The organism is Spartobacteria bacterium UBA695, from assembly GCA_002298145.1.
Classification (GTDB): domain Bacteria; phylum Verrucomicrobiota; class Verrucomicrobiia; order Chthoniobacterales; family Chthoniobacteraceae; genus UBA695.
The window spans coordinates 39,676-65,768 of sequence record DBMP01000005.1; the positions used below are offsets into that span (position 1 = coordinate 39,676).

Annotated in this window: 19 protein-coding genes and 1 pseudogene; 14 read left to right on the forward strand and 6 right to left on the reverse strand. The window is 62.5% G+C overall.

Features of this window, described 5'->3' with window-relative positions; all coding sequences use genetic code 11:
- Nucleotides 1-9: 9 nt before the first annotated feature.
- From B2828_RS01865 to lpdA, 4 genes are all read left to right on the forward strand, one after another.
- Complete coding sequence (locus B2828_RS01865; RefSeq protein ID WP_479631975.1) at nt 10-1,392, forward strand: zinc ribbon domain-containing protein; 1,383 nt, start codon at nt 10-12, stop codon at nt 1,390-1,392.
- Nucleotides 1,393-1,555: 163 nt separating this feature from the next.
- Nucleotides 1,556-2,548 (forward strand): deoxyhypusine synthase family protein, encoded by a 993-nt coding sequence (locus B2828_RS01870; protein ID WP_479631976.1) that lies wholly within the window; start codon nt 1,556-1,558, stop codon nt 2,546-2,548.
- A complete protein-coding gene (rfaD, locus tag B2828_RS01875; RefSeq protein WP_479631977.1) occupies nt 2,532-3,530 on the forward strand; it encodes an ADP-glyceromanno-heptose 6-epimerase in 999 nt (332 codons plus the stop codon). Before B2828_RS01870 ends, rfaD begins: the two co-directional genes overlap by 17 nt.
- 99 nt (nt 3,531-3,629) lie before the next feature.
- Nucleotides 3,630-5,009, forward strand: coding sequence for a dihydrolipoyl dehydrogenase (lpdA, locus tag B2828_RS01880; RefSeq protein WP_479631978.1), 1,380 nt, complete (start codon nt 3,630-3,632; stop codon nt 5,007-5,009).
- 875 nt (nt 5,010-5,884) lie between these two features.
- On the opposite strand, the gene ppdK is transcribed toward lpdA, so the two are convergent.
- Nucleotides 5,885-8,866: a pyruvate, phosphate dikinase gene (gene ppdK / locus B2828_RS01885; RefSeq protein WP_479631979.1), complete on the reverse strand. Its 2,982-nt coding sequence runs from the start codon at nt 8,864-8,866 to the stop codon at nt 5,885-5,887.
- 264 nt (nt 8,867-9,130) lie between these two features.
- A complete protein-coding gene (locus B2828_RS01890; RefSeq protein ID WP_479631980.1) occupies nt 9,131-9,562 on the reverse strand; it encodes an EamA family transporter in 432 nt (143 codons plus the stop codon).
- A 92-nt stretch (nt 9,563-9,654) separates the two neighbouring features.
- On the opposite strand from B2828_RS01890, the gene B2828_RS01895 reads away from it, so the two are divergent.
- Both B2828_RS01895 and B2828_RS01900 read left to right on the forward strand, forming a co-directional pair.
- On the forward strand, nt 9,655-10,632 hold the full coding sequence (locus tag B2828_RS01895; RefSeq protein ID WP_479631981.1) for an MBL fold metallo-hydrolase: 978 nt from the start codon (nt 9,655-9,657) through the stop codon (nt 10,630-10,632).
- 61 nt (nt 10,633-10,693) lie between these two features.
- On the forward strand, nt 10,694-11,044 hold the full coding sequence (locus B2828_RS01900; RefSeq protein WP_479631982.1) for a YbjQ family protein: 351 nt from the start codon (nt 10,694-10,696) through the stop codon (nt 11,042-11,044).
- Nucleotides 11,045-11,067: 23 nt separating this feature from the next.
- On the opposite strand, the gene B2828_RS01905 is transcribed toward B2828_RS01900, so the two are convergent.
- On the reverse strand, nt 11,068-11,775 hold the full coding sequence (locus B2828_RS01905; protein ID WP_479631983.1) for a PHP domain-containing protein: 708 nt from the start codon (nt 11,773-11,775) through the stop codon (nt 11,068-11,070).
- A gap of 173 nt (nt 11,776-11,948) precedes the next feature.
- On the opposite strand from B2828_RS01905, the gene B2828_RS01910 reads away from it, so the two are divergent.
- The 4 genes from B2828_RS01910 (at nt 11,949) to B2828_RS01925 (ending at nt 16,016) form a co-directional block, all read left to right on the forward strand.
- A complete protein-coding gene (locus B2828_RS01910; RefSeq protein ID WP_479631984.1) occupies nt 11,949-13,256 on the forward strand; it encodes a homoserine dehydrogenase in 1,308 nt (435 codons plus the stop codon).
- A 29-nt stretch (nt 13,257-13,285) separates the two neighbouring features.
- Complete coding sequence (gene thrC / locus B2828_RS01915; protein WP_479631985.1) at nt 13,286-14,380, forward strand: threonine synthase; 1,095 nt, start codon at nt 13,286-13,288, stop codon at nt 14,378-14,380.
- Nucleotides 14,381-14,394: 14 nt separating this feature from the next.
- Nucleotides 14,395-14,985, forward strand: coding sequence for an RdgB/HAM1 family non-canonical purine NTP pyrophosphatase (gene rdgB, locus B2828_RS01920; RefSeq protein WP_479631986.1), 591 nt, complete (start codon nt 14,395-14,397; stop codon nt 14,983-14,985).
- 155 nt (nt 14,986-15,140) lie between these two features.
- Entirely contained in the window at nt 15,141-16,016 is an 876-nt protein-coding gene (locus B2828_RS01925; protein WP_479631987.1) for a UbiA-like polyprenyltransferase, read from the forward strand.
- On the opposite strand, the gene B2828_RS01930 is transcribed toward B2828_RS01925, so the two are convergent.
- Nucleotides 15,961-16,914 carry a DUF433 domain-containing protein gene (locus B2828_RS01930; RefSeq protein WP_479631988.1) on the reverse strand — a complete coding sequence of 318 codons (954 nt, stop codon included), beginning with the start codon at nt 16,912-16,914 and terminating at the stop codon, nt 15,961-15,963. The genes B2828_RS01925 and B2828_RS01930 overlap by 56 nt on opposite strands.
- A 223-nt stretch (nt 16,915-17,137) precedes the next feature.
- Here B2828_RS01930 and metH point away from each other — a divergent pair, with 223 nt between their 5' ends.
- Nucleotides 17,138-20,794, forward strand: coding sequence for a methionine synthase (gene metH, locus B2828_RS01935; protein ID WP_479632001.1), 3,657 nt, complete (start codon nt 17,138-17,140; stop codon nt 20,792-20,794).
- A 299-nt stretch (nt 20,795-21,093) separates the two neighbouring features.
- Here metH and B2828_RS01940 read toward each other — a convergent pair whose 3' ends face one another.
- Nucleotides 21,094-21,591 carry a hypothetical protein gene (locus B2828_RS01940; RefSeq protein WP_479631989.1) on the reverse strand — a complete coding sequence of 166 codons (498 nt, stop codon included), beginning with the start codon at nt 21,589-21,591 and terminating at the stop codon, nt 21,094-21,096.
- Between the two features lie 74 nt (nt 21,592-21,665).
- Here B2828_RS01940 and ppk1 point away from each other — a divergent pair, with 74 nt between their 5' ends.
- The 3 genes from ppk1 to B2828_RS01955 all read left to right on the forward strand — a co-directional run bounded on the left by ppk1 (nt 21,666) and on the right by B2828_RS01955 (nt 24,744).
- Nucleotides 21,666-23,843: a polyphosphate kinase 1 gene (ppk1, locus tag B2828_RS01945; RefSeq protein ID WP_479631990.1), complete on the forward strand. Its 2,178-nt coding sequence runs from the start codon at nt 21,666-21,668 to the stop codon at nt 23,841-23,843.
- 76 nt (nt 23,844-23,919) lie between these two features.
- Nucleotides 23,920-24,573, forward strand: a complete 654-nt coding sequence (locus B2828_RS01950) for a PEP-CTERM sorting domain-containing protein (RefSeq protein WP_479631991.1) — start codon at nt 23,920-23,922, stop codon at nt 24,571-24,573.
- Nucleotides 24,574-24,591: 18 nt separating this feature from the next.
- Complete coding sequence (locus B2828_RS01955; protein WP_479631992.1) at nt 24,592-24,744, forward strand: hypothetical protein; 153 nt, start codon at nt 24,592-24,594, stop codon at nt 24,742-24,744.
- A gap of 283 nt (nt 24,745-25,027) precedes the next feature.
- Here B2828_RS01955 and B2828_RS01960 read toward each other — a convergent pair.
- Nucleotides 25,028-26,081 (reverse strand): annotated as a pseudogene (locus B2828_RS01960) (type I restriction-modification system subunit M); the annotation flags it as partial.
- Nucleotides 26,082-26,093: the final 12 nt, after the last annotated feature.

Below are 26,093 nucleotides of genomic sequence, written 5' to 3' on the forward strand. Positions count from 1 at the left end.
CTCCAACCTATGAAACGTACCCTGCTGGCGCTGCTTGTTCCGGCGTTGGCGTTTCAGGCCCTTGCCGACAGTCCCGCCGACAGCCTGAAGCGCCTTGAGACCGCGTTGAAAAACGTACCAGCGGGCAATCAGCCGGGCCTCCCGATGGTCCCGGTATTGCTCCCGCAGCTTCAGAGCCTGATCGCCTCGCAGGATTACGCCCAGGCGCTCAACCTCATGCAACAGCTGGCCTCCGTGCCGCTTTCCGACGACGTGCGCAAAGCCGTGACGGACCTTACGTCAGCGCTCAACGCCGAGGTTGCCGCCCGGGAAAAAGCCGCGAACGAGCGGGCGGAGAAACTCATCGAGAAAGCCAAGGCAACGCTCAAAACCGCCAAAACCCCCGCCGACCTCGACGCGCTGCTCCAGGAGATTTCCGCATTGAAATTGCAGCCCGGCGGCCGGTACTACTCTGAGTCCAACCAGAACGCCCGGACACGGCTTGAGGGCGTTTACCGGTTCCTGACGCGCTGGCAGGACTATCTCGTCGCTATCACATCAGGTAATACCGAAAATGCGCGAAATATTCTTCGCAACCTGGCTGATTCCGAGCCGCTGCTCATTCCCCGCTCCGAGCTGTTGGCCCTGGGGCAGCCGGGCAAGCCGGGCGCGCCGCAGCGCCCCGTCGAAGATACGGCTGCCGAGCTGATCGTGGGCACCAGGCAGCTCGAGGATGTGCGCGCCCTGATTCCCAAGCTCCATGCGCTTCGGAACGAGCAACGCAGCTCCAACACCCTCCAGACAATGATCGTCAGCCTGGAGCAAATCGACCGGTATTACCGCGAATATCTGGAGGGAATGCCTCCGGGCATCGAAGTCGTCAATAACGGCATTACCTCCGGGTACGTCTCTTCGCTTAAGATGCAGCTTTTGGCGCTGATTGTTCCCAAGGCGGTCGGCGCATCCGGCTTCAATGCAAAGCCGGGGGAGACGCCGCTTGATTTGCTCCATCGCATCGCCGAGGAATCGAAAACGTCAGGCGATCTTCAAACCGCGTTCCGGGCCAACGAAGCCATCCGGCAGCTTCAGCGCACCGGCCAGTGGAATTCCAACGACCAGAATGCCGTCTCGTCGTTTGTCATCGCGCGGAACCAGGAGACTGCAGGCCAATGGGCCGAAGCCGTCGCGGCGTATCGAAACACGCTCAAGATCGGCAGCGACCTCGTTCCGGCGAAGCTGATCGGCTTGCGCCTTGAGGAAATTCGCAAAAATCATCCCGAGGAATACGCGAAGGGCGTGGAGCAATTCAACGCCATTGAGGCTCGCGCGTCCACGTTCAATGGATACCCGGTTCGCTTCGCCGCGCCCACGCCGCCGCAGCCTGCGCCACCACAGCCCACGCCCGCGAAATGAGCTGAAAAAAGGAGCGGTTGACAATGCGCCGGAATTCGTCTTTTACTTTGTCTCTAGCCACATGTTTGGAGCGATGGCGGGCGTTAAAGCCCGTAGCTCCCAGCGCGTGGCTTTCGTTTTATTGGAGGGTCACGCGGAACCTAAAAAAATCCATAGCGTTACCATGATTCCAGAAACCGCCAGCTTGTCCGTGGGGCCCGTCTCCTCGTTCATCTCCCGTCATTACCGGCACTTCAACGCCGCCGCGCTCACCGATGCCGCGCAAGGCTACCGCGACCACCTCGCCCGGGGCGGCGCGATGCTCCTCACCCTCGCCGGGGCCATGAGCACCGCCGAGCTCGGCCTCTCCTTGGCCGAGATGATCCGGCGCGGCAAAGTCCACGCCATCTGCTGCACCGGCGCGAACCTTGAGGAAGACGTCTTCAACCTCGTCGCCCACAGCCACTACGTCCGCGTCCCGCACTACCGCGACCTCACCCCCGCCGACGAGCAGGCGCTCCTCGACCGGCACCTGAACCGCGTCACCGACACCTGCATCCCCGAGGAAGAGGCCATGCGCCGCATCGAAAAAGCCGTCCTCGCCCGCTGGGTCGCCGCCGACCGGAAAGGCGAGCGCTATTTCCCCCACGAATTCCTCTACGACCTCCTCTTAAGCGGCGAACTCTCCCCCGAGATCGACCCCGCCGACAGTTGGCTGCTGGCCGCCGCCGAGCGCAAACTACCGATCTTCGTCCCCGGCTGGGAGGACTCCACCTTGGGCAACATGTTCGCCGCCCACTGCCTATCTGGTGATATCCAGAATGTTCACACCGTGCGCACCGGCATCGAGACCATGATGGAGCTGGCCGCCTGGTACCAGCGCGTTTCCGCCGAGCGTGGCATCGGGTTTTTCCAAATCGCCGGGGGCATCGCGGGCGACTTCCCCATCTGCGTCGTCCCGATGCTTCACCAGGATTTGCAGCTCCCCGAGGTCCCGCTCTGGAGCTACTTTTGCCAGATCAGCGACTCTACCACCAGCTACGGCAGCTACTCCGGCGCCGTGCCGAACGAAAAAATCACCTGGGGCAAGCTCGCCGCCGAAACCCCGAAATTCATCATCGAAAGCGACGCCTCCATCGTCGCCCCGCTCCTCTTCGCTTATGTCCTCGGATGGTAATTTCGCAAACCAGCGCATCCTCGTCACCGGCGGCGCGGGCTTCATCGGCAGCGCGCTCGTCTGGGAGCTGAACCGGCTCGGCGTGGACTCTGTCGTCGTCGCCGACCACCTCGGGCGCACCGAGAAATGGCGCAACCTGGTCCCCCTGCATATTGAGGATTACCTGGAAGCCGACGACCTCCTCGAACGCCTCGAAGCGGGCGATCTGGGCCGCTTCCACCTGGTCATCCACCTCGGGGCCTGCTCCGCCACCACCGAGCAGGACGCCGCGTACCTCGTGCGCAACAACTTCGAATTCACCAAGCGCCTCGCCGGGTGGGCCCTCAACCACGGGGCGCGCTTCGTCTATGCCTCCTCGGCGGCGACTTACGGCGACGGCAGCGCGGGCATGAGCGACACGGCCCCCATCGAGCCCCTGCGCCCGCTCAACATGTACGGCTACTCCAAGCACCTCTTCGACCTCTACGCGCAGCGCCAGGGCTGGTTGCCGCGCATCGTGGGCGTTAAATATTTCAACATCTTCGGCCCCAACGAAGACCACAAAGGAGAGATGCGCAGCGTCGTCCACAAGAGCTTCGAGCAGGTCAAGGAAACCGGCCTCATCCGGCTCTTCCGCAGCTACCGCCCGGACTACGAGGACGGCGAACAGCAGCGCGACTTCCTCTACGTCAAAGACGCCGTCGCCATGACCCTCCACCTGGCGGCAAACCGCAAGGCGGGCGGCCTCTACAACCTCGGCTGCGGCCGGGCCCACACCTGGAACGACCTGGCCCGGGCCATCTTCGCCGCCCTCGACCGCGAACCGCAGATCGAGTACGTTGACATGCCGGAAGTCCTGCGCGGGAAATACCAATACTTCACCCAGGCCGACATCGGGCGGCTGCGCGCCAGCGGCTACGAGCGGCCCGTCACCCCGCTGGCCGCCGCCGTCGCCGATTACGTCCGCAACTACCTCATCCCCGATAAGCGGCTGGGGGAATAACCGAAGACTTTTCAAAACAACCATAAAATCCAAACAGGCGGGCAACCTCGGGGCGAATTCCTTTGACGCTCCGAGGTCAACCGCCGCATCTTCACAACTATGAACTACGACCTGATTGTCATCGGCGGAGGACCCGCGGGCTACGTCGGAGCCATTCGCGCGGCCCAGCTCGGGAAAAAAGTGGCGTGCGTTGAAAAAGAACGCGCGGGCGGCACCTGCCTCAACTGGGGCTGCATCCCCACCAAGGCCCTTCTGCGCAACGCCGAGCTTTACCAGATCCTCTCCAAGCGCGCCGCAGAGTTCGGGTTCAGCTTCGATAACCTCAAGTTCGACTGGGGCAAAACCATCGCCCGTTCCCGCGACGTCTCCGACAAAAACGCCACCGGCATCGAGTTCCTCTTCAAGAAAAACAAGATCGACTACCTCAAGGGCGAAGCCAGCCTCGAAGCGGGCGGAGCCGTCAAAGTGAAGTCCGCCGACGGCAAAGAAGAGACCCACACCGCCGGGAAAATCCTCATCGCCACCGGCTGCGTCTCGCGCGGGCTGCCCACCTTTCCCTTCAACGGCAAGACCGTGATTAGCAGCAAGGAAGCCATGGTGCTCCCCTCCCAGCCCAAGTCCATCGTCATCATCGGCGCGGGGGCCATCGGCATCGAGTTCGCCTACTTCTTCAACGCCTTTGGCACCAAAGTCACCGTCGTCGAAATGCTCCCCAACGCCCTCCCGTATGAGGACACGGACGTCTCCCAGGTCATCGAGCGCTCCTACCAGAAGCAGGGCATCGCCGTGCTGACCAACACCAAAATCACCAAAACTGAGGCGACCGAAACCGGCGTCAAAATCACCGTCGAAGGCAAAAAGAACGAGACCCTCGAAGCCGACCTCGCCCTTGTGGCCATCGGCGTCTCCCCGGTCCTGCCCGGCGGCCTCAAGCCCGAGCTGACCGAGCGCGGCTACATCAAAGTCAACGACGCCTACGAGACCAGCATCCCCGGCGTCTATGCTGCGGGCGACATCATCGGCGCGCCCTGGCTCGCCCACGTCGCCAGCTACGAAGCCATCCAGGCCGTCGAGGGGATCTTCAAAGAAGGCCACAAGCCCCAGCGCGTCAAGACCTTCCCCGCCTGCACCTACAGCCACCCGCAGGTCGCCAGCGTCGGCCTCACCGAGCGCGAAGCCAAGGAGAAGAAGATCGCCTACAAACTGGGCAAATTCCCCTTCATGGCCAGCGGCAAAGCCCGCGCCGTGGGCGAGACGGATGGTTTCGTGAAAATCCTCATCGGCGAGCCGAACGGCGAAATCCTCGGCGCGCACATCGTCGGCCCCGACGCCCCCGAGATGATCGCCGAGCTAGGCCTGGCCATCACCCTGGAAGCCACCTGGGAGGAAATCGAAGCGACCATCCACGCCCACCCGACCTTAAGCGAAGCCGTGCACGAAGCCACGGAGAACGCCTTCGGGTTATCCATTCATATTTAGGCGGTTAGCCTATGGCTGATCCTCGTTCCCGGCGCATCCTGGGAACGAGGGGTACTGTTTTTATGTGGAAGATCATCAAGCGCCGTTTCGGGATACTGGCTATAATCTATGGGGTAGGGCTGGTGGTGTGGGTTACATACAACTGTTTTATTCCCACAGAATGGTTCTCGGGAAGGTTGCCCCGAGCTATCGAACTTCTGGGCGGCTTTGCTCAATCTTTTGTAATGATCGGGGTGGGATGGTGTTGGTTAACGAATAAGGCGACTTAAACTCGATGTAGGGTTTTTTGCCCTCGTTCCCAATCTCCAGATTGGGAACGTCCTTTGGGGGCGAAACTCTGTTTCGCGGCGGTGGGGTGGGGGAATCGGAGATTCCAAGACAGGGTGCGTTACGAATCTGGAGATTCGTAACGAGGTAGAAGAGCGATTTTACGCCCCAATACGCCGTTCCGCACATTCATCAACTGCGGCATAATCTGACCATTCCATTTGCCCGTAGGAAGCCCGCACCCAAACGCGGACCGACGCGGAGGGCCCTCGATCCTCCGCGTCTTTTTCTGCCCTCGTTCCCAAACTTTATTCGGGCCCGAGGAAGAGGAAAAAAGACAGTGGACTGACGCAAAGGCGCAAAGGCGCAAAGGCGCAAAGGCGCAAAGGCGCAAAGGCGCAAAGGCGCAAAGGCGCAAAGAACGGAACCGTTTGCCTTCGTCTTCTTTGCGGCTTTGCGCCTTTGCGTGAGAATCATCCTCTTCCCCCCTCCGTGCGCTCCGTGTCCTCTGTGGTGAGTCTTAAAAAACGGCGCAAAAAAAGGCCGTCCGGATTTCTCCGAACGGCCTTTCAACTGAGTTGATCAGTATGCCTTGATCTTTTAGCGCATTACGCGAGCGCGGCCTGGGCGGCGGCGAGACGGGCCACCGGCACGCGGAACGGCGAGCAGCTCACGTAGGTCAGGCCCAGCTTGTGGCAGAACTTGACGCTCTCGGGATCGCCACCGTGTTCGCCGCAGATGCCCAGCTCGATGTCGGGGCGGGTCTTGCGGCCCTTTTCCACGGCAATCGCCATGAGCTGGCCCACGCCGCCCTGGTCGATCGTCGCAAACGGGTTGCGCTTCACGATTTCGTTGTCGATGTAGTCGCCCAGGAACGAGCCAGAGTCGTCGCGGCTCATGCCGAGGGTCGTCTGGGTCAGGTCGTTGGTGCCGAAGCTGAAGAACTGCGCGGTCTGCGCGATTTCATCAGCCGTGACGGCGCCACGCGGCACTTCGATCATCGTGCCCACGAGGTAGTTGATCTTGACCTTGTATTGCTTCTGAACTTCCTCGGCGACCCGGTTGACGATGCCCACCTGGATGTCGAGTTCCTTCTTGAAGCCGACGAGCGGGATCATCACCTCGGGCTTGACCTTGATGCCCTTCTTCTGGACCTCGGCGGCCGCTTCGAAGACGGCGCGCGCCTGCATTTCGGTGATCTCCGGGAAGGAGATGCCGAGACGGCAGCCGCGGTGGCCGAGCATCGGGTTCTGCTCGTGCAGGTCGTGCACGCGCTTGGCGATCACGTCCACGCTCACGCCCAGCTTCTCGGCCAGCGCGTTCTGCGAGGTGGCGTCGTTGGGCAGGAATTCGTGGAGGGGCGGGTCGAGCAGACGGATGATGGCCGGGAGGCCCTTGAGCGCCTTGAAGATGCCGGTGAAGTCGCTCTTCTGGTAAGGAAGGAGCTTGTTGACGGCTTTCTGGCGGTCGTCGATCTTGTCGGCGAGGATCATTTCGCGGACGGCGTCGATGCGGTCGCCCTCGAAGAACATGTGCTCGGTACGGGTCAGGCCCACGCCGCTCGCGCCGAAGGAAACGGCGTTGGCGACCTGGTCAGGCGTGTCGGCGTTGGTGCGAACCTCAAGCTTGGTGGCCTGTTTGCACCAGTCCATGAGCTTGACGAAGTTCTTGTAGGTCGCGCTCTTCTTGGCGGTGGCGTCGTTGTGCAGCAGGCCTTGGATGACTTCCGAGGGAGCTGTTTTGACTTCACCGGCGTAGACGATACCGGCGGTACCATCGATGGAGAGGTAGTCTTCGCCTTCCTTGAAGGTGAGGCCACCGGCCGAGAGGGTCTTCTTGGCGTAGTCGATCTCGAGCGAGGCAGCGCCGCAGACGCAGACTTTGCCCATCTGGCGGGCCACGAGGGCCGCGTGCGAGGAGACGCCACCGCGAGCGGTGAGGATGCCCTCGGCGGCGATCATGCCGCGCAGGTCTTCAGGCGAGGTTTCGATACGGACGAGGAGGACTTTTTCACCCTTCGCGGCAGCCGCGACGGCGCGGTCGGCGTTGAAGTAGATGATGCCCGTGGCGGCGCCGGGGCCGGCCGGGAGGCCAGTGGCGACGGTCTTGGCGGCCTTGATCGCAGAGCGGTCGAAGATCGGGGCCAGTACTTGGTCGAGCTGATCGGCGGGAACGCGGCCCACGGCCGTCTTCCAATCGATGAGGCCTTCCTTCTCCATTTCCACAGCGAAGCGGACGGCGGCGACGCCGGTGCGCTTGCCGTTGCGGGTCTGGAGCATGAAGACGGTGCCTTCCTGGATGGTGAACTCGAAGTCCTGCACATCCTTGAAGTGGGTCTCCAGGACCTTGCGGATGCGGTCGAGCTCGGCAAAGGCCTTGGGCATTTGCTTCTTGAGTTCGCGGACGGGTTCCGGAGTGCGAACGCCAGCCACCACGTCTTCGCCCTGGGCGTTGATGAGGAATTCTCCGTAGAACACCTTTTCGCCGGTGGCCGGGTCGCGGGTGAACGCCACGCCGGAGCCGGATTCTTCGCCGGTGTTACCGAAAACCATCGCCTGCACGTTGACGGCGGTGCCCCATTCGCTGGGGATGCCGTACTTGCGGCGGTAAACAATGGCGCGGTCGTTGTTCCAGGAACCGAACACGGCGCCGATGGCACCCTGGAGCTGGGTCCACGGATCGGCAGGGAAGTCCTTGCCGGTGCGCTCTTTAACGAGGGCCTTGAAGCGGGAAACGAGTTCCTTCTGGTCGTCGGCGGTCAGCAGGGAGTCGGCGATTTCGGCGTCGTTGTAACGCTCGGTTTTCACCGCTGCGATGATGGTTTCGAAGGGTTCGTGGTCTTCGCCGGGGAGCTTCTGCACGCCCAGGACGACGTCGCCGTACATCTGGACGAAGCGGCGGTAACAGTCCCACGCGAAACGCTCGTTGTTGGTGACCTTGGCCACGGCGATGACGGTTTCGTCATTGAGGCCGAGGTTCAAAATGGTGTCCATCATGCCAGGCATGGAGTCGCGCGCGCCGGAACGGACGGCGACGAGGAGCGGGAACTTGGAGGTGTCGCCGAATTTGCGACCCATGATCTTCTCCATGTTCTTGATGCCGGCTTCGACCTGGCCCTGGAGTTCGGCCGGGTAGGTGAGCTTGTTGGCATTGAAGTAGGTGCAGACTTCGGTGGTGATGGTGAAGCCCGCGGGAACCGGCAGACCGATGCGGGTCATTTCGGCGAGGTTGGCGCCCTTGCCACCGAGGAGGGGCTTCATGGAGCCATTGCCGTCAGCTTTGCCAGCGCCCCAGGTGTAAACGTATTTTTCCTTGCGGCCAGCGCCGGGCTTCCGGCCAGGGGCCTTCTTGGCGGCCTTGGCTTTGAGGGGAGCTTTCTTCGCGGCCTTAACAGCTTTGACGGCTTTAGCGGCCTTGGCTTTCACGGGAGCCTTCTTGGCCGGGGCTTTCACCGCTTTGACCTTGAGAGACTTAAGCGAGGCTTTGGAGGGGACTTTCTTCGCAGGGGCTTTTTTGGAAGCGGCCTTGCGGGGTGACTTCTTTAGTTTGGGCATATTGATTTTCAGTTGGTTGTAAATCCCGGGGTTCATAGCCCGGGGTTTAAAAACGGGCGCTGCATTTTTTCGGAATGCCAAGACGCCTTGATCGCGCGTTGACTCGTTTGGGACGGCCGATGGATTCGCCACGTCATGTTGCTTTCCATCACCAATTCCCCACGCGAAAAAAGCCGACAGACCAGAAAGGCGCTGAGCCTCTCACACATCGCTTAAAGCGTAAATATTAAATTGGAAGTTTTGCTAATAGTTGAAACTTCCGCACAAGCTGTAACGTGTTTGTAACGCGCCACGCCATTGCTATTTCCAAGCCAGCAGCAGCGCGCCCGCGACGATGAGGGCCGCGCCGCAACCCTCGCGGAAGTGGAGCCGCTCGCCGAGGAACAAGGCGGAAAGGGCGATGACAAAGACCACGCTGAGCTTGTCGATGGGGGCCACGCGGGAGGCTTCGCCCAATTGCAACGCGCGGAAATAGCAGACCCACGAGCAGCCCGTCGCGAGGCCCGAGAGCGTGAGGAAGGTCCACGTGCGGCCCGAGAGTGCCGCGAGGTTGGAGGCCTGTCCGAGGCCGAGGGCCAGCAGCCAGGCGAAGACGCCCACGACCGTTGTGCGAATGGCCGTAGCGAGATTGGAGTCCACGCCGGTAACGCCGATTTTTGCGAGCACCGCCGTCCATCCTGCGAAGAAAGCCGAGAGCAGCGCCCAGAGCTGCCAGTTGTCCCAAAGTTTCATGGGACGATACTGTGGGGCATTCCCCGGGGAAAAACAATCCGCAGGGGCGGGCTTTGATTTCGGGGCATTTCGGATTACAATGCTCCGTATCCGTGGATAAACCATTATCATCCGAGCACGAAGCGATCAGTCCCATTCGCAAAAAACCGCGGGAGCTTGGCGAACGCAAGCCGACGGTCGGCGCGCGCAAAGTGGGCCTTAAACCAGCGCAGGGCTGGCATAAGCGCAACTTCGTTACGGAAGTTTTAATTCCCTCCCTCTTCACCAAACGCACCGGCCCGCGCAAGCCTAAGGCCGCGCCTCGGTTCCCGAAACTCAAGGCGGGCGAGATCGGCCTGACATGGGTGGGCCACTCCTCCTTCCTCGTCCAGACGCCCAAGGCCAATCTCCTCGTGGACCCCATCTGGGCCAAATGGCTCAAGGGCATTAAGCGCCTGCGCAACCCGGCCTTTGACATCGACGACCTGCCCGGTATCGACCTGGTCCTCGTCACCCACGCCCATTTCGACCACCTCGACCGCCGCACCCTGCGCAAAGTCGCCGAAAAGCAGCCCATCGTCGTCCCGTTCAAAGTCGGCAACCTTGTCCACGACCTCGGCTTCAAAAGCGTGCACGAGCTGGATTACTGGGATTGCTTCCAGCGCGGCGCGGCGCGGATCACGCTCACGCCCTGCCGCCACTGGGGCGCGCGGATGCTCCACGATTCGCACCGCGGCTTCGGCGGCTACATCATCGAGGTCGATGGGCGGACGATTTTTCATTGCGGCGACACCGCCTTTTTCGAGGGCTTCAAGGAAATCGGCAGGCGCTTCAAAATCGACATCGCGCTCCTGCCCATCGGCGCGTACGACCCGCCCAGCGGCCGTCAGGTCCACATGAACCCCGAGGAAGCCCTGCAAGCCTTCCAGGACCTTGGCGCGAGATGGATGGTCCCCATGCACTACGGCACCTTCCGCCTCAGCTATGAGCCGCCCGAGGAACCGCTCCAGCGCCTCCACGCTGCCGCCAAGGCGCAGGGTTTGGAAAAGCGCATAGCCGTCATGACCGAGGGCCTGCCCGTGGTTTTCTAGGCGACATTGTTTGCCCGCTAATATATAGAGATGGGCTTCAGACAACCTCCCGCCCATCCCAATGAGACCTCCCACGCGCATGATCGTTAGCACTACCTTTCAGCTCGACGGCTACGTCATTACCGAATACCTCGGCCTCGTGCGCGGGATCATCGTGCGCTCTCCCACGATAACCCAAGGCCTGCTGGGTGGGCTCAAGAGCATCATCGGTGGCCAGATCGGCGCTTACACCGAAATGTGCGAGCAGGCGAGGGAACAAGCCTACGAAATCATGATCACCCATGCCCAGGGGCTCGGAGCCAATGCGATTGTCGGCGTCTCCTACGATGCTTCCGATGTCGGCGCGGGCCAGTCCTCCGCCACAGAAGTCCTCTGCTACGGCACCGCCGTCGTGGTGGAAAAAGCGCCGTAAAGCGCCGTAACGAGGCGGCGCTACTAAAGCTTTTTCAGCCGCATCCGGTGGCGCCAGCGCAGGCGCATCCAGTTATTCCACGTCTTGCGGATCTTGTCGCGGGGCGAGAGCGGGTTGCGCACAAGCCCGTTGCCAGGTTTCACAATCTGCGCCAGCACCGCCTCCAGCGTGAGGGTCTCGGTTTGCAGCACCGTGTAGGCCGACCCCATGGAATTCTCATGGTGGGCATCGCTGCCCGAGGTCATTGGGTAGCCCTTGCGCGTGGCGTACTTTACCGCCTGCCGGTTGCAGAACTGGAACGTCGTCGCCGCGTTGAACACCTCCACCGCGTCCACATCGAGCGTCTCCAGCACCGATTGCCGGATACCCGCGCGGAAATAATCATACGGATGAGCCGGGATCGCCAGGCCGCCCCGTTCGTGGATCTCCCGGCAGACCTCGATCGCCGGTTCCCCCTTCATATTGGGGAGCGTCACCCCGAGGCAGAGCAGGTGGCCCTCGTGGGTCGAGACCTCCACGCCCGGGATCACCAGGAAGCCGTCCACCGGCAGCCCGTCGGCGCGGATCAGCCCCTTGCGGGCCAGGTAATCCATCCCTTCACAGGTATTGTGGTCGGTCAGAGCGAGGCCATGGAGCCCCTTCGCCTTCGCTGCGGCGATCAACTCCTCTGGCGTGCTCACCCCGTCCCCCGAGAAGAACGAGTGCGTGTGCAGGTCAATATTGAGGGGCATGCCCCAACTATGGCGCAGAAAGTGGGTGGGGGAAAGAGGAGAAATTGCCGCAATAACGTGACAACTCTGTAACGGCGCGCGCTTTTTCCCCAGGTTTCGCAAGCGCCTCCCCATTTCTTAATCCATCCGCGCCTTGCCAAGCGGCCCGACTCGGCGCAAAATGCCTATTTCATATGCGAAAAATCGGCATTGGCATTGCAGGCTTAGGCACCATCGGGTTGGGCGTTTACAAGCATTTGGAGGGCAACCGCCGGTTGCTCACCGAACGTCTCGGCCTGGAGCTTACGGTTACCAAGATCGCGGACCTCGACCCCGAGCGCCCGCGAACACCCATGCCCCCGCGCGAACTTTTCACCAATGACTGGCACGACTTGATCAATGACCCCGAGGTCCAGGTCGTCGTCGAGCTTATGGGCGGCATCAAAGTCCCCTACGACTTCGTTACCGCCGCCCTGGAAAAAGGCAAAATCGTCGTCACCGCCAACAAGGCCCTCCTGGCCGAACGGGGCAAGGAAATCTTCGCCCTCGCCGCCGAGAAGCGCGTCCCCGTTTTCTACGAAGCCGCCGCCGCTGGTGGCGTGCCCATCATCAAAGCCCTCAAAGAAGCGTTCGTGGCCAACCACATCCGCTCCATGCACGGCATCATCAACGGCACCAGCAACTACATCCTCACCCGGATGAGCCAGGCGGGTCTCAGCTTCGATGCCGCCCTTAAGGAAGCCCAGGCCGCCGGTTACGCCGAGGCCGACCCCACCCTCGACATCAACGGCTGGGACGCCGCCCACAAAGCCATCATCCTCGCCTCCCTGGCCTACGGCTTCTGGGTCGATACCAACGACATCCACGTCGAGGGCATCCAGAATATTACCGCCGCCGATATCGAATTCGCCGAAAAGCTCGGCTACAAAATCAAGCTCCTCGGCGTCGTCAAAGCCGATGAAGCCTGCGTCGAGAACTGCAAAGTCGAAGTGCGCGTTCACCCGACCTTGATCCCCAAGGACCACGTCCTCGCATCCGTCAACGGCGTCTTCAACGCCGTCGCGGTCAACGGCGACGTCGTCGGCGAGACCCTCTTCTACGGACGCGGCGCGGGCCAGGACGCCACCGCCAGCGCCGTCATTAGCGACATCGCCGAAGCCGCCGTCGCGCTCGAGATCCCGCGGCCGAATTTCGGCTTCGTCCCGCACGGCCTCTACGCCGGGTGCAAGCCCATCGACGAAGTCATCACCCCCTACTACCTGCGGCTCGCCGTCGTCGACCGGCCCGGCGTCCTCGCGCTCATCACCGGCATCCTCTCCGAGGAGCAGATCGGCATTTCGTCCGTCATCCAGCCCGAATCCTCCGAAGAGCAGACCGTCCCGCTCGTCCTCATGCTGCACAGCGCGGCCCAGGGCCGAATGAACCGCGCGGCGGAGAAAATCGCCGCCCTCGATTGCGTCAAATGCCCGCCGCAAGTCCTGCGGGTCGAAACCTTCGCTTGATTCAAAAAGCCCTTTTCCCAACCAGCCAGATGTCTACACCCAACTTCCTCAACGACCGGGGCATCGTCGCCCGTTATAGAGAGTACCTCCCCGTCACGGATTCGACGCCCATCATCTCCCTCAACGAAGGCTCCACACCGCTCATCCACTCGCCCAAACTGAGCACCATGGTGGGCCGCGGCTGCAACGTCTTCATCAAATACGAAGGCCTCAACCCCACCGGATCGTTCAAAGACCGGGGCATGACCATGGCCATCTCGAAAGCCGTCGAAGCCGGGTCGAAAGCCGTCATCTGCGCCTCCACCGGCAACACCTCCGCCGCCGCCGCCGCCTACGCCGCCCGGGCCGATATCGACTGTATCGTGCTCTTGCCCGCGGGCAAAATCGCCCTCGGCAAGCTCGCCCAGGCCTTCATGTACGGCGCGAAAGTCGTCGCCATCGAAGGCAACTTCGACCAGGCCCTCGACCTCGTCCGCGAGATCGGCGCGACCGAGCCCATCACCATCGTTAACTCGATCAACCCCTACCGCCTCGAAGGCCAGAAAACCGCCTCCTTCGAAATCATCGAGGCCCTCGGCGACGCCCCGCAGGTCCACATCCTGCCCGTCGGCAACGCCGGGAACATCAGCGCCTACTGGAAGGGCTACCGCGAGTTTAAGGAAAAGGGCAAATCCACCCGCTTGCCCATGATGGTCGGCTTCCAGGCCGCCGGTTCCGCGCCCATCTACTACGATAAAGTCATCCAGAACCCCGAGACCATCGCCACCGCCATCCGCATCGGCAACCCGGCGAGCTGGGACCTCGCCCGCGCCGCTCTTCGGGACTCCAACGGCGCCATCGACATCGTCAAAGACGACCGCATCCTGGCCGCCCAGGCCTGGCTCGCCGCGAAGGAAGGCATCTTCGTCGAACCGGCCAGCGCTGCCTCCATCGCGGGCCTCTTCAAGTGCATCCAGGGGGTCGAGCCCGCCTTCAATTTCAGCCGCGTCCCGGACGGCTCCAACATCGTCTGCACCGTCACCGGCCACGGCCTCAAAGACCCCGACGTCGCCAAGGAACAGTGCAAAGGCATCATCGCCGCCAAAGCCGAGAAATCGGCGATCATGAAATTGATCGGCCGCTAAGGAACCCTGCCGCAATGCCGCGCCCGCTGCTCATCGCCACCCGCAACCGCCACAAGACCGGCGAAATCGCCGCGCTCCTGGGCGGGGCCTTCCGGATCGAGGACCTCGCGTTTCACCCGGAGATCCCCGAAGTCGAGGAGACCGGCGCGACCTTTGCCGAAAACGCCGCGCTCAAAGCCGTCACCGTCTCCCGCTACTCGGGCGGCCTCGTGCTCGCGGATGACTCCGGCCTCGAAGTCGATGCCCTCGGCGGCGCGCCCGGCGTCCGTTCCGCCCGGTTCGCCGGGGAAAAAGCCACCGATTGCCAAAACCTCGAACTCCTGCTCCAAAAGCTGGAAGGCAAGACGGCGCGCACCGCCCGGTTCCGTTGCGTCATCGCCATCGCCGACAGCGGCAAGCTCGTCACCACCTTTGACGGCGCGTGCGAAGGTCGCATCATCGACGCCCCGCGCGGCCAGGATGGCTTTGGGTACGACCCGGTATTTATCCCCGAAGGGCGCGAGGAGACCTTTGCCGAACTTCCCGGCGAAGTGAAAAACGCCATGAGCCACCGGGGCAAAGCCATGGCGCTCGCCCTCGAATGGCTGCGCAACGGCAGTTTCTAGCCCCCCGCAACGACACAGAAGCCCAAAGCTCTGCCGGGGGGAAAAACCCTCTTTTCGCTTCTTCGGGACCTCTGTGGAGAGTGCCTTTTCCTTTGCGTCTTAGCGTCTTTGCGTGAGGCCTTGTTTTTCCCCGGGGGATTCCCTTAACTTCATCCATGGCCTTCGATTCCGTTCGCCGGGTGCTCACCTTCATCCGGTTTTCCCACACCGTTTTTGCCCTTCCCTTTGCCCTCGGCTCCATGGTCGTCGCCGCCAAGGGGTTCCCGCCGCTCTGGATCTGCGGGTGGATTCTCGTGGCCATGGCGGCGGCGCGGACGGCGGCGATGTCCTTTAACCGCCTTGCCGACTGGCAGATGGACCAGCGCAATCCCCGCACCGAGGGGCGCCACCGGCTCATCTCCCACAGCGGCGCGGTCGCCCTCTGCGCGGCCAGCTCGGCCCTCTTTATTTTCGCCGCCTGGGCCCTTAATCCCCTTTGCTTTGCCCTGAGCCCCGTGGCGCTGGCCATCGTCTTTTTCTACTCGCTGACCAAGCGTTTTACCTCCCTTTGCCACTTCTTCCTCGGGCTGGCCCTGGCCGTTTCGCCCGTCGGCGCATGGCTGGCCGTCACCGGGCAGTTCGCGCTCGCCCCGCTGGTGCTCGCCGCCGGGGTTGTCTTCTGGGTCGCCGGGTTTGACGTAATCTACGCCACGCAGGACTTCGAGTTCGACCGCCGGGAGGGCTGGCACTCTCTGGTCGTGCACTTGGGCATCCCGCGCAGCCTGCAACTGGCTCAGGCGTTGCACGTCGTCATGGCGCTGCTCTTGGTCGGCTTCGGCTTGGCGGCGGGGCTGGGGAAAATCTACTTCGCCAGCCTCGTGCTGGTCCTGGGCGCGCTGATCTACGAGCACCGGGTGGCCCGGCGGCTCGATCTGGATGCCATCAACGCCGCCTTCTTTACCAGCAACGCCTTCGTGGGGCTGGTCTTTGTCGCCGCTACCTGGGCAGACACTTTTCCCATGCCGTATCTCGCGACGATTTTCCGACTCTGACGCGCCGCTTCTTGCGGAATTTGATCGAGCCCCGGTGGGTGTGCCAGAGCCGGGTGGCCATGTAGTAGATGTCCTTGGTGCGAACGCCCAGCGACGTCGTATCCATGTAGAAGGGAGCGAGGCCCAACGCCAGTTTGAACTGGGCTGCCATGCGCTTGAACAGCGGCATCGCCGCCACGTAGAGCGCCGGGTTGCGCAGGGTGATCTTGATGTACTTGTGCCCGGCGAGGCGTTCAACGGCGGCGATATCCGGCCAGGCAATGACGTGCGTGCGCCAGCGGCGGTCGAAAACGCCTTCCGGGGAGACCGTCACGGTGGGCAGGTCGGGAAATTGGGGGTGGTAGAGCTCGATGCTCTCGTCGAGATCCGGGCTGCCGTCGGCCTCCGGTTCCGGCACGTACGGGTTGGGCAGGAGCTCGTCGTGCTCCTCCGGCTCCTCCGAGGACGGCTCAGAGAAGATTGCCTGAGCCGCGGGCAGATCTGAGAAGATGGCCTGGGCCGCGGGTAGCTCAGCGCTGGGCGACGTGGCGGCGGCCCCCTCGATGGGCGACCCGAGCGGCGTCATTTTCCGGCCGGGCGCGGAGGATACCGGGGTGTTCAGCGGGGCGGGGCCCGTTTTGGGCAGGGCCGATGAGGAGGCGGGGGCGGCAGCAGTGCCTTCGGCCACTTCGATCTCCCTCAGAGCGGATTCCGGGTCGTCGATCAACCGGGAGGCATAGGCGACCGCCTCCGTGAGGTCCTCCATGGTCAGGACGGGCAGCATCCGAATGACATCTTCGCGTTGATGTCCGCTGGAAAGCAGGGCGATGACCGCCGATACCGTAATGTGCGTGTCGCGAATGCACGCTTTGCCTCCCATGATAGTGGGATCTTTGGTGACGCGAAAAAACTCGGCCATGATTTGAAATCAGGGGTTAAAGAAAAGGGAAGCGGCAGGATGGGGTAAGTTGAGCTAAACCCTACCCAATGTTCGTAAAGTGTAAAGGGACAACGCTTATCGAGCATTGATCATGCCACCAGGAGATGGAAGTCGGCCAAAATATCCTAACCCATCCGGCTATCATGATACGTCCATAATATCCATTGAACGCCCCCCTTCATTCCGCTAAAGTAGAGGGGTGATTCCATCCGAACATCCTTTCGCCCAACTTCTCGCCCAGCGCATCGCCATCCTTGACGGGGCCATGGGGACGATGATCCAGCGTCACCGGCTATCCGAAGCCGATTATCGCGGGGAACGGTTCGCGAATCACCCCAAGCTGCTCAAGGGGGCCAACGACCTCCTTTGCCTTACCCGGCCCGACATCATCGAGGGGATCCACCGCCACTACCTCGAAGCCGGGGCCGACCTGATCGAGACGAACTCCTTTAACGCCCAGCGTATCTCGCTGGCCGACTACGGCCTGGAGCCTTGCGTGCGCGATATCAACCTGGCAGCTGCCGCGTGCGCCCGCCGGGCCGTCGACGCCGCGGGCCGCCGAGCGTTCGTCGCCGGGTCCATCGGGCCGATGAGCAAGACGCTCTCCATTTCCCGCGACGTCAACGACCCCGCCCGGCGCGAAGTCACCTTTGACGAAGTAAAGGCCTCCTATATTGAGCAGGTCGAGGCCCTCATCGACGGTGGCGTGGACGTTTTCCTCGTCGAGACCGTCTTCGACACCCTGAACGCCAAGGCCGCCCTTTTTGCCATCCTGGAGGTCTTCGAGGCGAGGGGAATTAAAGAGGGGTCCATCCCCATCATGGTCTCCGGGACCATCACCGACCTGAGCGGCCGCACCCTGACGGGCCAGACCGTCGAAGCCTTTGCCACCTCCGTCGAGCACGCCCCGATCCTCACCCTCGGCCTCAACTGCGCCCTGGGGCCCAAGGAAATGAACGCCTCGCTCGAAGCCCTGGCCCGCTGTTCACCGGTCTACGTCAGCGTATACCCCAATGCCGGCCTGCCCGACCCCCTTTCGCCCACCGGCTTCCCCGAAACGCCCGAAACCCTCGCTCCGCAGATCCGCCGCTGGGCCGAGCGGGGCTGGCTCAACGTCGTCGGGGGCTGCTGCGGCACCACGCCCGACCACATCCGGGCCATCGCCGAGGCCGTGCGGGGTTTGGCTCCGCGCCCGCTGCCTCACCGCCCCCGCGCCACGCGCTTGAGCGGGCTGGAGCCGCTCGTCGTCACCCCCGAGACCGGCTTCTTGATGGTTGGCGAGCGCACCAACATCACCGGCTCGCCCAAATTCGCCAAGCTGATCCTCGCGGGCGACTTCGACGGAGGCCTCGCCGTCGCGCGCCAGCAGGTCGAGGGGGGTGCGAACATCCTGGACGTCAACATGGACGAGGGGATGATCGACGGCCCCGAGGCCATGACCCATTTCTTGAACCTGATCGCCAGCGAGCCCGACATCGCCCGCATCCCGATCATGATCGACAGCTCCAAGTGGGAGGTGCTCGAAGCGGGCCTCAAGTGCGTTCAGGGCAAATGCGTCGTCAACTCCATCTCGCTGAAAGTCGGCGAGGAGGAATTCAAGCGCCAGGCGCGCATCCTGCACCGTTACGGAGCCGCCGCCGTCGTCATGGCCTTTGACGAACGCGGTCAGGCCGACAGCACCGCGCGCCGCATCGAAATCTGCGGGCGCGCCTACCGGATCTTGACCGAAGAAGTCGGCTTCCCCGCCGAGGACATCATTTTCGACCCCAACGTCCTCACCGTCGGCACTGGCATGGAAGAGCACGCGGGCTACGCCGTCTCCTTCTTTGAGGCCACCCGCTGGATCAAAGCCAACCTCCCCGGCGCAAAAGTCTCCGGCGGCATCTCGAATGTCTCCTTCGCCTTCCGGGGCAACAACCCCGTGCGCGAGGCCATGCACGCCGCCTTCCTCTACCATGGCATCGCCGCTGGGCTCGACATGGGCATCGTCAACGCCGGGATGCTGGCCGTCTACGAGCAGATCCCCAAGGAGCTCCTGGAGCGCGTCGAGGATGTCCTCCTCAACCGCCGTCCCGACGCCACCGAGCGCCTCGTGGAGTTTGCCGAAACCGTCAAAGCCGCGGGCAAAACCGCCGCCGTCGACGAAACCTGGCGCGCCACCCCCGTCGCCGCCCGTCTCGCCCACGCGCTCGTCAAGGGCATCACCGATTACATCGACACCGACGTCGAAGAAGCCCGCCAGGCCCTCGGCCGCCCCATCAACGTCATCGAAGGGCCGCTCATGGACGGCATGAAGCAGGTCGGCGACCTCTTCGGCGCGGGCAAAATGTTCCTGCCGCAGGTCGTCAAAAGCGCGCGCGTCATGAAAAAAGCCGTCGCCTACCTGGAGCCCTTCATGGAGGCGGAAAAGACCTCCGCCACCCAGGCCAAAGGGCGCATCCTCATGGCCACCGTCAAGGGCGACGTCCACGACATCGGCAAGAACATCGTCACCGTCGTGCTCCAGTGTAACGGCTTCGAAGTCATCGACCTGGGCGTCATGGTCCCCGGGGAGAAAATCCTCGCCGCCGCTCTTGAGCACAAAGTCGATGTCATCGGCTTGAGCGGCCTCATCACCCCGTCGCTGGAGGAGATGGCCCACGTCGCCGATGAAATGGAAAAGCGCGGCTTTAAAATCCCGCTCCTTGTCGGCGGAGCCACCACCAGCAAGGCCCACACCGCCGTCAAGATCGCCCCGCACTACAGCGGCCCCGTCGTCCATGTGCTCGACGCCTCGCGCGCTGCCGGGGTCGTCGGCTCGCTGCTGAGCGAGACCCTGAGCCCCGCCTACCTGGCCGAACTCCGCGAGGACCAGGCCCGGCTGCGCCAGGAGCACGCCGCTAAAACCGCCGCCCGCCCCGCCTTCTCGCTCGCCGCCGCCCGCGCCAACCCGACCGGCCTCGACTGGTCCGGCTACGAACCGGCCCGGCCCGCCTTCACCGGCCCTCGCGTCGCCTGCCCGGGCCTTGAGGAGCTGGTGAAGTTCATCGACTGGTCTCCCTTCTTCCACGCATGGGAGATCCGGGGCCGCTATCCGGCGATTTTCGACGACCCGGAAGTCGGACCCCAGGCCTGCGAACTCTTCGGCGACGCTCAGAAAATGCTCGCCCGGATCATCGCTGAAAAGAGCCTCCAGCCGCGCGGCGTTTTCGGCTTCTGGCCCGCGAACTCCGAGGGCGACGACGTGCGCGTCTACGGAGACGAAGCCCGCACCGAGCCGCTCGCCACCTTCCACTTCCTGCGCCAGCAAATGGCCAAACCCGCCGGGCAGAAGAACCACTCGCTGAGCGACTTCGTAGCCCCGGCATCGACCGGCAAGGCCGACTACCTGGGCGGTTTCGCCGTCGCCATCCACGGCGCGGACGAACTGGCCAAGACCTTCGAAGCCGCGCGCGACGACTACAGCGCCATCCTGGTCAAAGCTCTCGCCGACCGCCTCGCCGAAGCCTTCGCCGAGTACCTTCACCGCGAAGCCCGCATCGCCTGGGGCTACGGCCAGGGCGAAGCGCTCACGAGCGACGACTTGATCCACGAGCGTTACCGGGGCATCCGGCCCGCGCCGGGCTACCCGGCCTGCCCGGACCACACCGAAAAGGGGCTCCTCTTTGAGCTGCTGAAGGCCGAAGCCAACGCCGGAGCGCGCCTTACGGAATCGTACATGATGGTCCCCGGGTCTGCCGTCAGCGGCTTCTACTTCTCGCATCCCGAGGCCAAGTACTTCGCCGTTGGCAAAATCGGTGCCGACCAAGCGGCCGACTACGCCTCCCGCAAAGGTGAAACCCCCGAGTGGGTGGCCCGGTGGCTCCCGGGGAATTGCTAGGGGATTTCCACAGAGAGCACGGAGGAAAAAAAACTCCGGGCACGGGCCTCGGTGCGTCTCTGCGCGAGGCGCGCCTTGCGCCTCGTTCCCAATCTCCAGATTGGGAACGTCTTCTGTCCGCGAATCTATGATTCGTTGCGTGAGGTGATGGAATCAGAGATTCCCAAACACCGACGTTACGAATCTGGAGATTCGTAACGAGGGAGAGGGAATTGCTAGGGGGATATCACAGACGGCAGAGAGATTACAGAGAGCACAGAAAAAAAACCGCGATCTTCCCCCTCTGTGCCTCAGGAATCCTACTTCCTAGCGGGCGCGGCCTGCTGCGGGGCCGGAGCGGCGATCAGCCGGGGCTGTTCGTCGAAGAGATCCGTCAAACGGTCGTCGATGCGGATGTCCACCAGCTTCCAGGCGTCATCGGGCTTGTAAAAATAGAAGCGCCAGCGGATCGGCACATCCTTGCCCAGCGAAACGCACGTCAGCCGCACAATCCGCGTCCCCACCTTCTTCTCCTCGATCTGCTCGAAGCCGTTCACACTGCCGAAAATCCGTAGCGCCTCCTTCGTCTTCGCCTTCAGATCGGCCACCCCCTTGGGCATGTCCACCACCATCTTCGAGCCCTTGAGGAGCTGATCATACGCCGCGTCCACCCGGCCCTCCGTCAGCATTTGGAAAAATTGCGCGCTCAGTGCCGAGGGTTCCGGCCCGGAGGCGGCCTCGGACTGCGCCCTAAGTGGCGCGGCGGCAAGCGTTAGCGTGAGAGCGGATACAGCCAGCAGCGGAAGCTTCTTCATCATGGTTTCCCGCAAGCTACCCAAACCGCCCCCCAAAGAGAAGCTTTTGCTGTTTGCCGGTTTCGAGGCCCTGGCGTATGGTGCCATTTTCCCGATTACCGATGCTGCCGAACCTCTCTGCCCCTGAAAATTTTATTAACCGCGAGCTGAGCTGGCTGGAGTTTAACCGCCGGGTGCTCGAAGAAGCGCGGGATGCCACCCAGCCCCTCCTGGAGCGAGTCAAATTCCAGAGCATCTTCGCCTCCAACCTCGACGAATTCTTCGAAATCCGCGTCGCGGGCATCAAGCAGCAGATCGACAGCGGCAGCACCGACACCGGCCCCGACGACCTCTCCCCCGCCGAGGTCTTCCAGGCCATCACCCGCCTCGTTCACGAGCTCATCGCCACCCAGTACGAACTCTGGAACCGGCAGATCGTCCCCCTTCTGGAGCACAGCGGCATCCGCTTCCACAAAGTCCGCAACCTCACCGGCGAGCGGGCCCAATGGGCGCACGATTACTTCCGCAACGAAGTTTTCCCCGTCTTGACCCCCTTGGCCGTCGACGCCAGCCACCCCTTCCCGCAGGTCCTCAATAAAAGCCACAACCTCCTCGTGCGCGCTCGCCGCGTCGACGATACCGAAGGCGAGAGCGAGGCCCTCTACGCCATCGTCCAGGTCCCGCGCGTCGCCCCCCGGCTCATCACCCTGCCGCGTGACAAAGGCGACGGCCAGCCGTGGGATTACATTTTCTTAAGCGACCTCGTTAAAGAGCACGTCGGCGAACTCTTCCCCGGCATGATCCTGGAGGGCGTCCACGCCTTCCGCATCACCCGCAATGGCGACCTCTACATCGACGACGAAGAAGCCGAAAACCTCCTGCGGACCATCGAACAAGAGCTGCGCCGCCGCAACAAAGGCAACGCCGTGCGCATCGAAGTCAACGCCGACTGCCCGCGCGACTTCCAGCTCTTCCTGCTGGACCGCTTCAACTTGACCGACGCCGACCTCTACGTCCTCGACGGCCCCATCTCCATGACGCACTTGATGCGCCTCCTGGACAACGAATCCTTCGCCAAACTCAAGGACCGCCCCTTCTTCCCCGCCCACGACCCGGCCCTGCCCAGCGGCTGCGACGTCTGGGAGCGCCTCCGGCACGAGGACATCCTCCTCCATCACCCCTACGAGCCCTTCGAGGACATCGTCAGCTTCATCGAGGAAGCCGCCAGCGACCCGAAAGTCCTCGCCATCAAGATGACCCTCTACCGCACCAGCGGCGATTCCCCCATCGTCGCCGCCCTGGAGGAAGCCGCAGCCAACGGCAAGCAAGTCACCGCCATCGTCGAGCTCAAAGCCCGCTTTGACGAAGCCAATAATATCCAGTGGGCGCGCAAGCTGGAGGAAGCAGGCGTCCACGTCGTCTACGGCGTCGTTGGTTTAAAGACGCATTGCAAAATGATCCTCATCGTCCGGCGCGACGACGATCGTATTCGGCAATACGCCCACCTCAGCACCGGCAACTACCACCCGCGCACCGCCCGCATCTACACCGACCTGGGCCTCCTCACCTCCGACACCGAGCTGACCCTCGAAGTCGCCACCCTCTTCAACACGCTGACCGGCCTGGCCGAGTACCCCGGCTTCAAAAAACTGCTCGTCTCCCCCTTCGACCTCGCCTTGCGCTTCAAGCACCTGATCGAGCGCGAGCGCGACCACGCCCTCGCTGGCAAACCCGCCCGGATCATCGCCAAGCTCAACTCACTCGTCGACGAAACCCTCATCGCCTCCCTCTACGAAGCCTCCTGCGCGGGCGTTAAGATCGACTTGATCATTCGCGGCATCTGCTGCCTGCGGCCCGGCATTCCGGGCGTTAGCGAGAACATCCGCGTCATCAGCATCGTCGGCCGCTTCCTGGAGCACAGCCGCATCTTCTACTTCGCCAACAACGGCCACCCCTCCGTCTACCTGGGCAGCGCCGACTGGATGCCGCGCAACCTCTACCGCCGCATCGAAATCGCCTTCCCCATCGAGCACCCCACCCTGCGCAAAGACATCCTGGGTGATATCCTGCCCGCCTACCTGAACGACCGCGTCAAAGCCCGCGAGCTTCAGCCCGACGGCTCCTACATCCGGCTCAAGCCCGGCCCCGGCGAAGAGCATTCGCAGGCCCAGCTCCACTTCCGCGAAGAAGCCCGCCGCCGCAACGCCGCCGCCCCCGTCCAAGGCATCGCCGAGCACACCCACCCGACAAAGCTCGTCCCCATGGTCAAGCCGTAGAGTGGATTCAATCCTATCCGGGAGGCAATTAAGCTTGTCTTATGGATGATGATCCTGTAATAAGCAGGCCTTGGGGATGAAAACTTCTTATCAGTTGCCGTTGCTGGGATTGGCGGCCCTCTCACTAATCACCTGCTCGGCCGTGGCTTCCACCACGATGTCGATTGTCGCCGATAACGACTTCGCCCTTTTCGTGGGAGACTCCACCTCGATTACCCGGCTCATTTATCAGAATGACTTGGAATGGGGCAGCCAGATCGAGGCCCAGCAGTCCTTTACTTTTGATCTCCAGGCTGGAGAAAACACGTTTTATCTCGTGGCCATGGGCGGCGGAGGCCAGGAGAATATCAGCGGAGAGATTAACGGCGTGAACCTTACGTCCATCTCGGTTCTGCAAAGCGACAACATCGCCACCTACCTCTCACTTTACGACACCGCTGCGGTTGCCTCCGGGACCTATACGGTAGATCTGAGTGATGCGCAGCTTGCGTTGGCCAACGTTGCCATCTGGGGAAGCCCCACCCCGACAGACTCCCAAACCGTTGTGCAGCAGAGCGGGTTTGGGACGGGATACACCTTTGGCGACTCAACGGCGGTCATTTACAAGATCACGGCCGAGTCGTTAAACGTGAAAACCGTTCCGGAGCCCACCACCGCCGGGCTGGTGGCCCTTGGGGCGGTTAGTGCTGTCGCTGCGGCCCGTTTGCGCCGCTCCAAAGCCCGGCGGTAAGCCAATCTAAGCCCGCTGGTGCGATTGCGCCCGGTGGGCCGCCAGGTTGATCCGCTCCGAGAGGGCCGTCAGCTTCTTATCCACCTCGCCCTCCTCGTGCAGCGTCTGGTTGAGGAGTACCTCATTCTCCTCGAAGCCGAGCTAAAGCTCGTCCCGATGGTCAAGCCGTAACCACCCTGTAAACGTGGCCAGCGGAGCAACGCTGAGCGGTAGCGGCACGATCAATGCGGGTATTACGGACAACGGAACGCTGAAAGGAACTCTTCACACTGGTGCCATCAGCGGTTCTGGCCTAATTTCCCCTGGCAACAGCCCCGGCATTTTGACCGCCACTTCGGTGGACGTCTCCAGAGGCATGTTTTTCGCCTTCGAGTTCACCCTACCAGCAGACGGACCTCGACGACCGCACCGCCCATGACCTTGTAATCCGGGCGTGCGATGTCGGCGTCGTTCCCATGTTGAGGAGTTTCCTACGAATCTCGCCCTCCTTCCCCATTCGAAATAGCGCTCCGTGAGGCAGGACCACGGCCATGCGTCCCGTCTTGGGAGCCATGGACTTGATCATGTGCTGGACCCAAGCAAAGTCGCCGCTTTTGGCGGGTGGCATCCCAGCGAAGTTGCGGCCATACGGATCGCTGGTCCAGACCTCGTCTCCCCATTTTTCCAGCGAAAAGGGGGGGATTGGCGATGACGCAGTCGAAGGTGGCGAGGTCGTCACCCGAAAAGAAAGCCGGATTACGCAGAGTGTCCCCGCGGACAATCTGGAAATCCGCTGCTCCATGCAGAAAAAGGTTCATGCGGGCGATGGCGGACGTGGTCAGATTCTTCTCTTGGCCATAGAGCTTGCCCCACAGCGTGCGAACATCTCCCCGGGTCTCTTGAACGTGATGGATTGCCTCCAAAAGCATCCCGCCGGTGCCGCAAGCCGGGTCGTAGATGAACTCGCCCTCCCGCGGATCAAGGATGTTCACCATTAACCGAACCACGGAGCGGGGCGTATAGAACTCGCCCGCTTTCTTGTTCGTGGCGTCAGCGAACTTCTTGATGAGGTATTCGTAGGATTGCCCTAAGACGTCGGCTTTGGCGCAAGCATTCCCGATTGAGAGCCGGGAGAAGTGCTCGATGAGATCGCGCAACAGGGCGTCCGAGAGACGATCTTTATTGGTCCATTGGGCGTCACCAAAGATGCCGTAAAGCGTTTGCGGGTTCGCCTGCTCAATGCCCCGCAAGGCGGTTTGGAGTGTTTGTTGTCACTGCGCGCACGTCTCGCCAGTGGCAGCGCTCGGGGACTTGGAACCCGTAATTTTCAGGGAAGAGGGCGGCCTCCTCGTCTCCCCTGAACTCTTCCAGGGCGGCGCGGTATTCGTCGTCGTGCAAATCGCGATCCGTTTGAAGAAGAGGAGGGGGAATACGTAGGTTTTGAAATCGGCGGCGTCCACCGGGCCGCGCAGGATATTTGCCGCTTCCCAAAGATGCGATTCGAGCAGGGAGAGGGTGATTAAACTCATGGTCGGTCAACC

Excerpts from the sequence above, each read along its gene's own strand:
- B2828_RS01865 (WP_479631975.1), top strand. The coding sequence starts at position 10 with ATGAAACGTACCCTGCTGGCGCTGCTTGTTCCGGCGTTGGCGTTTCAG.
- B2828_RS01870 (WP_479631976.1), top strand. The coding sequence starts at position 1,556 with ATGATTCCAGAAACCGCCAGCTTGTCCGTGGGGCCCGTCTCCTCGTTC.
- rfaD (WP_479631977.1), top strand. The coding sequence starts at position 2,532 with ATGTCCTCGGATGGTAATTTCGCAAACCAGCGCATCCTCGTCACCGGC.
- lpdA (WP_479631978.1), top strand. The coding sequence starts at position 3,630 with ATGAACTACGACCTGATTGTCATCGGCGGAGGACCCGCGGGCTACGTC.
- ppdK (WP_479631979.1), bottom strand. The coding sequence starts at position 8,866 with ATGAACCCCGGGATTTACAACCAACTGAAAATCAATATGCCCAAACTA.
- B2828_RS01890 (WP_479631980.1), bottom strand. The coding sequence starts at position 9,562 with ATGAAACTTTGGGACAACTGGCAGCTCTGGGCGCTGCTCTCGGCTTTC.
- B2828_RS01900 (WP_479631982.1), top strand. The coding sequence starts at position 10,694 with ATGAGACCTCCCACGCGCATGATCGTTAGCACTACCTTTCAGCTCGAC.
- B2828_RS01905 (WP_479631983.1), bottom strand. The coding sequence starts at position 11,775 with ATGCCCCTCAATATTGACCTGCACACGCACTCGTTCTTCTCGGGGGAC.
- B2828_RS01910 (WP_479631984.1), top strand. The coding sequence starts at position 11,949 with ATGCGAAAAATCGGCATTGGCATTGCAGGCTTAGGCACCATCGGGTTG.
- thrC (WP_479631985.1), top strand. The coding sequence starts at position 13,286 with ATGTCTACACCCAACTTCCTCAACGACCGGGGCATCGTCGCCCGTTAT.
- rdgB (WP_479631986.1), top strand. The coding sequence starts at position 14,395 with ATGCCGCGCCCGCTGCTCATCGCCACCCGCAACCGCCACAAGACCGGC.
- B2828_RS01925 (WP_479631987.1), top strand. The coding sequence starts at position 15,141 with ATGGCCTTCGATTCCGTTCGCCGGGTGCTCACCTTCATCCGGTTTTCC.
- B2828_RS01930 (WP_479631988.1), bottom strand. The coding sequence starts at position 16,914 with ATGGCCGAGTTTTTTCGCGTCACCAAAGATCCCACTATCATGGGAGGC.
- B2828_RS01940 (WP_479631989.1), bottom strand. The coding sequence starts at position 21,591 with ATGATGAAGAAGCTTCCGCTGCTGGCTGTATCCGCTCTCACGCTAACG.
- ppk1 (WP_479631990.1), top strand. The coding sequence starts at position 21,666 with ATGGTGCCATTTTCCCGATTACCGATGCTGCCGAACCTCTCTGCCCCT.
- B2828_RS01950 (WP_479631991.1), top strand. The coding sequence starts at position 23,920 with ATGAAAACTTCTTATCAGTTGCCGTTGCTGGGATTGGCGGCCCTCTCA.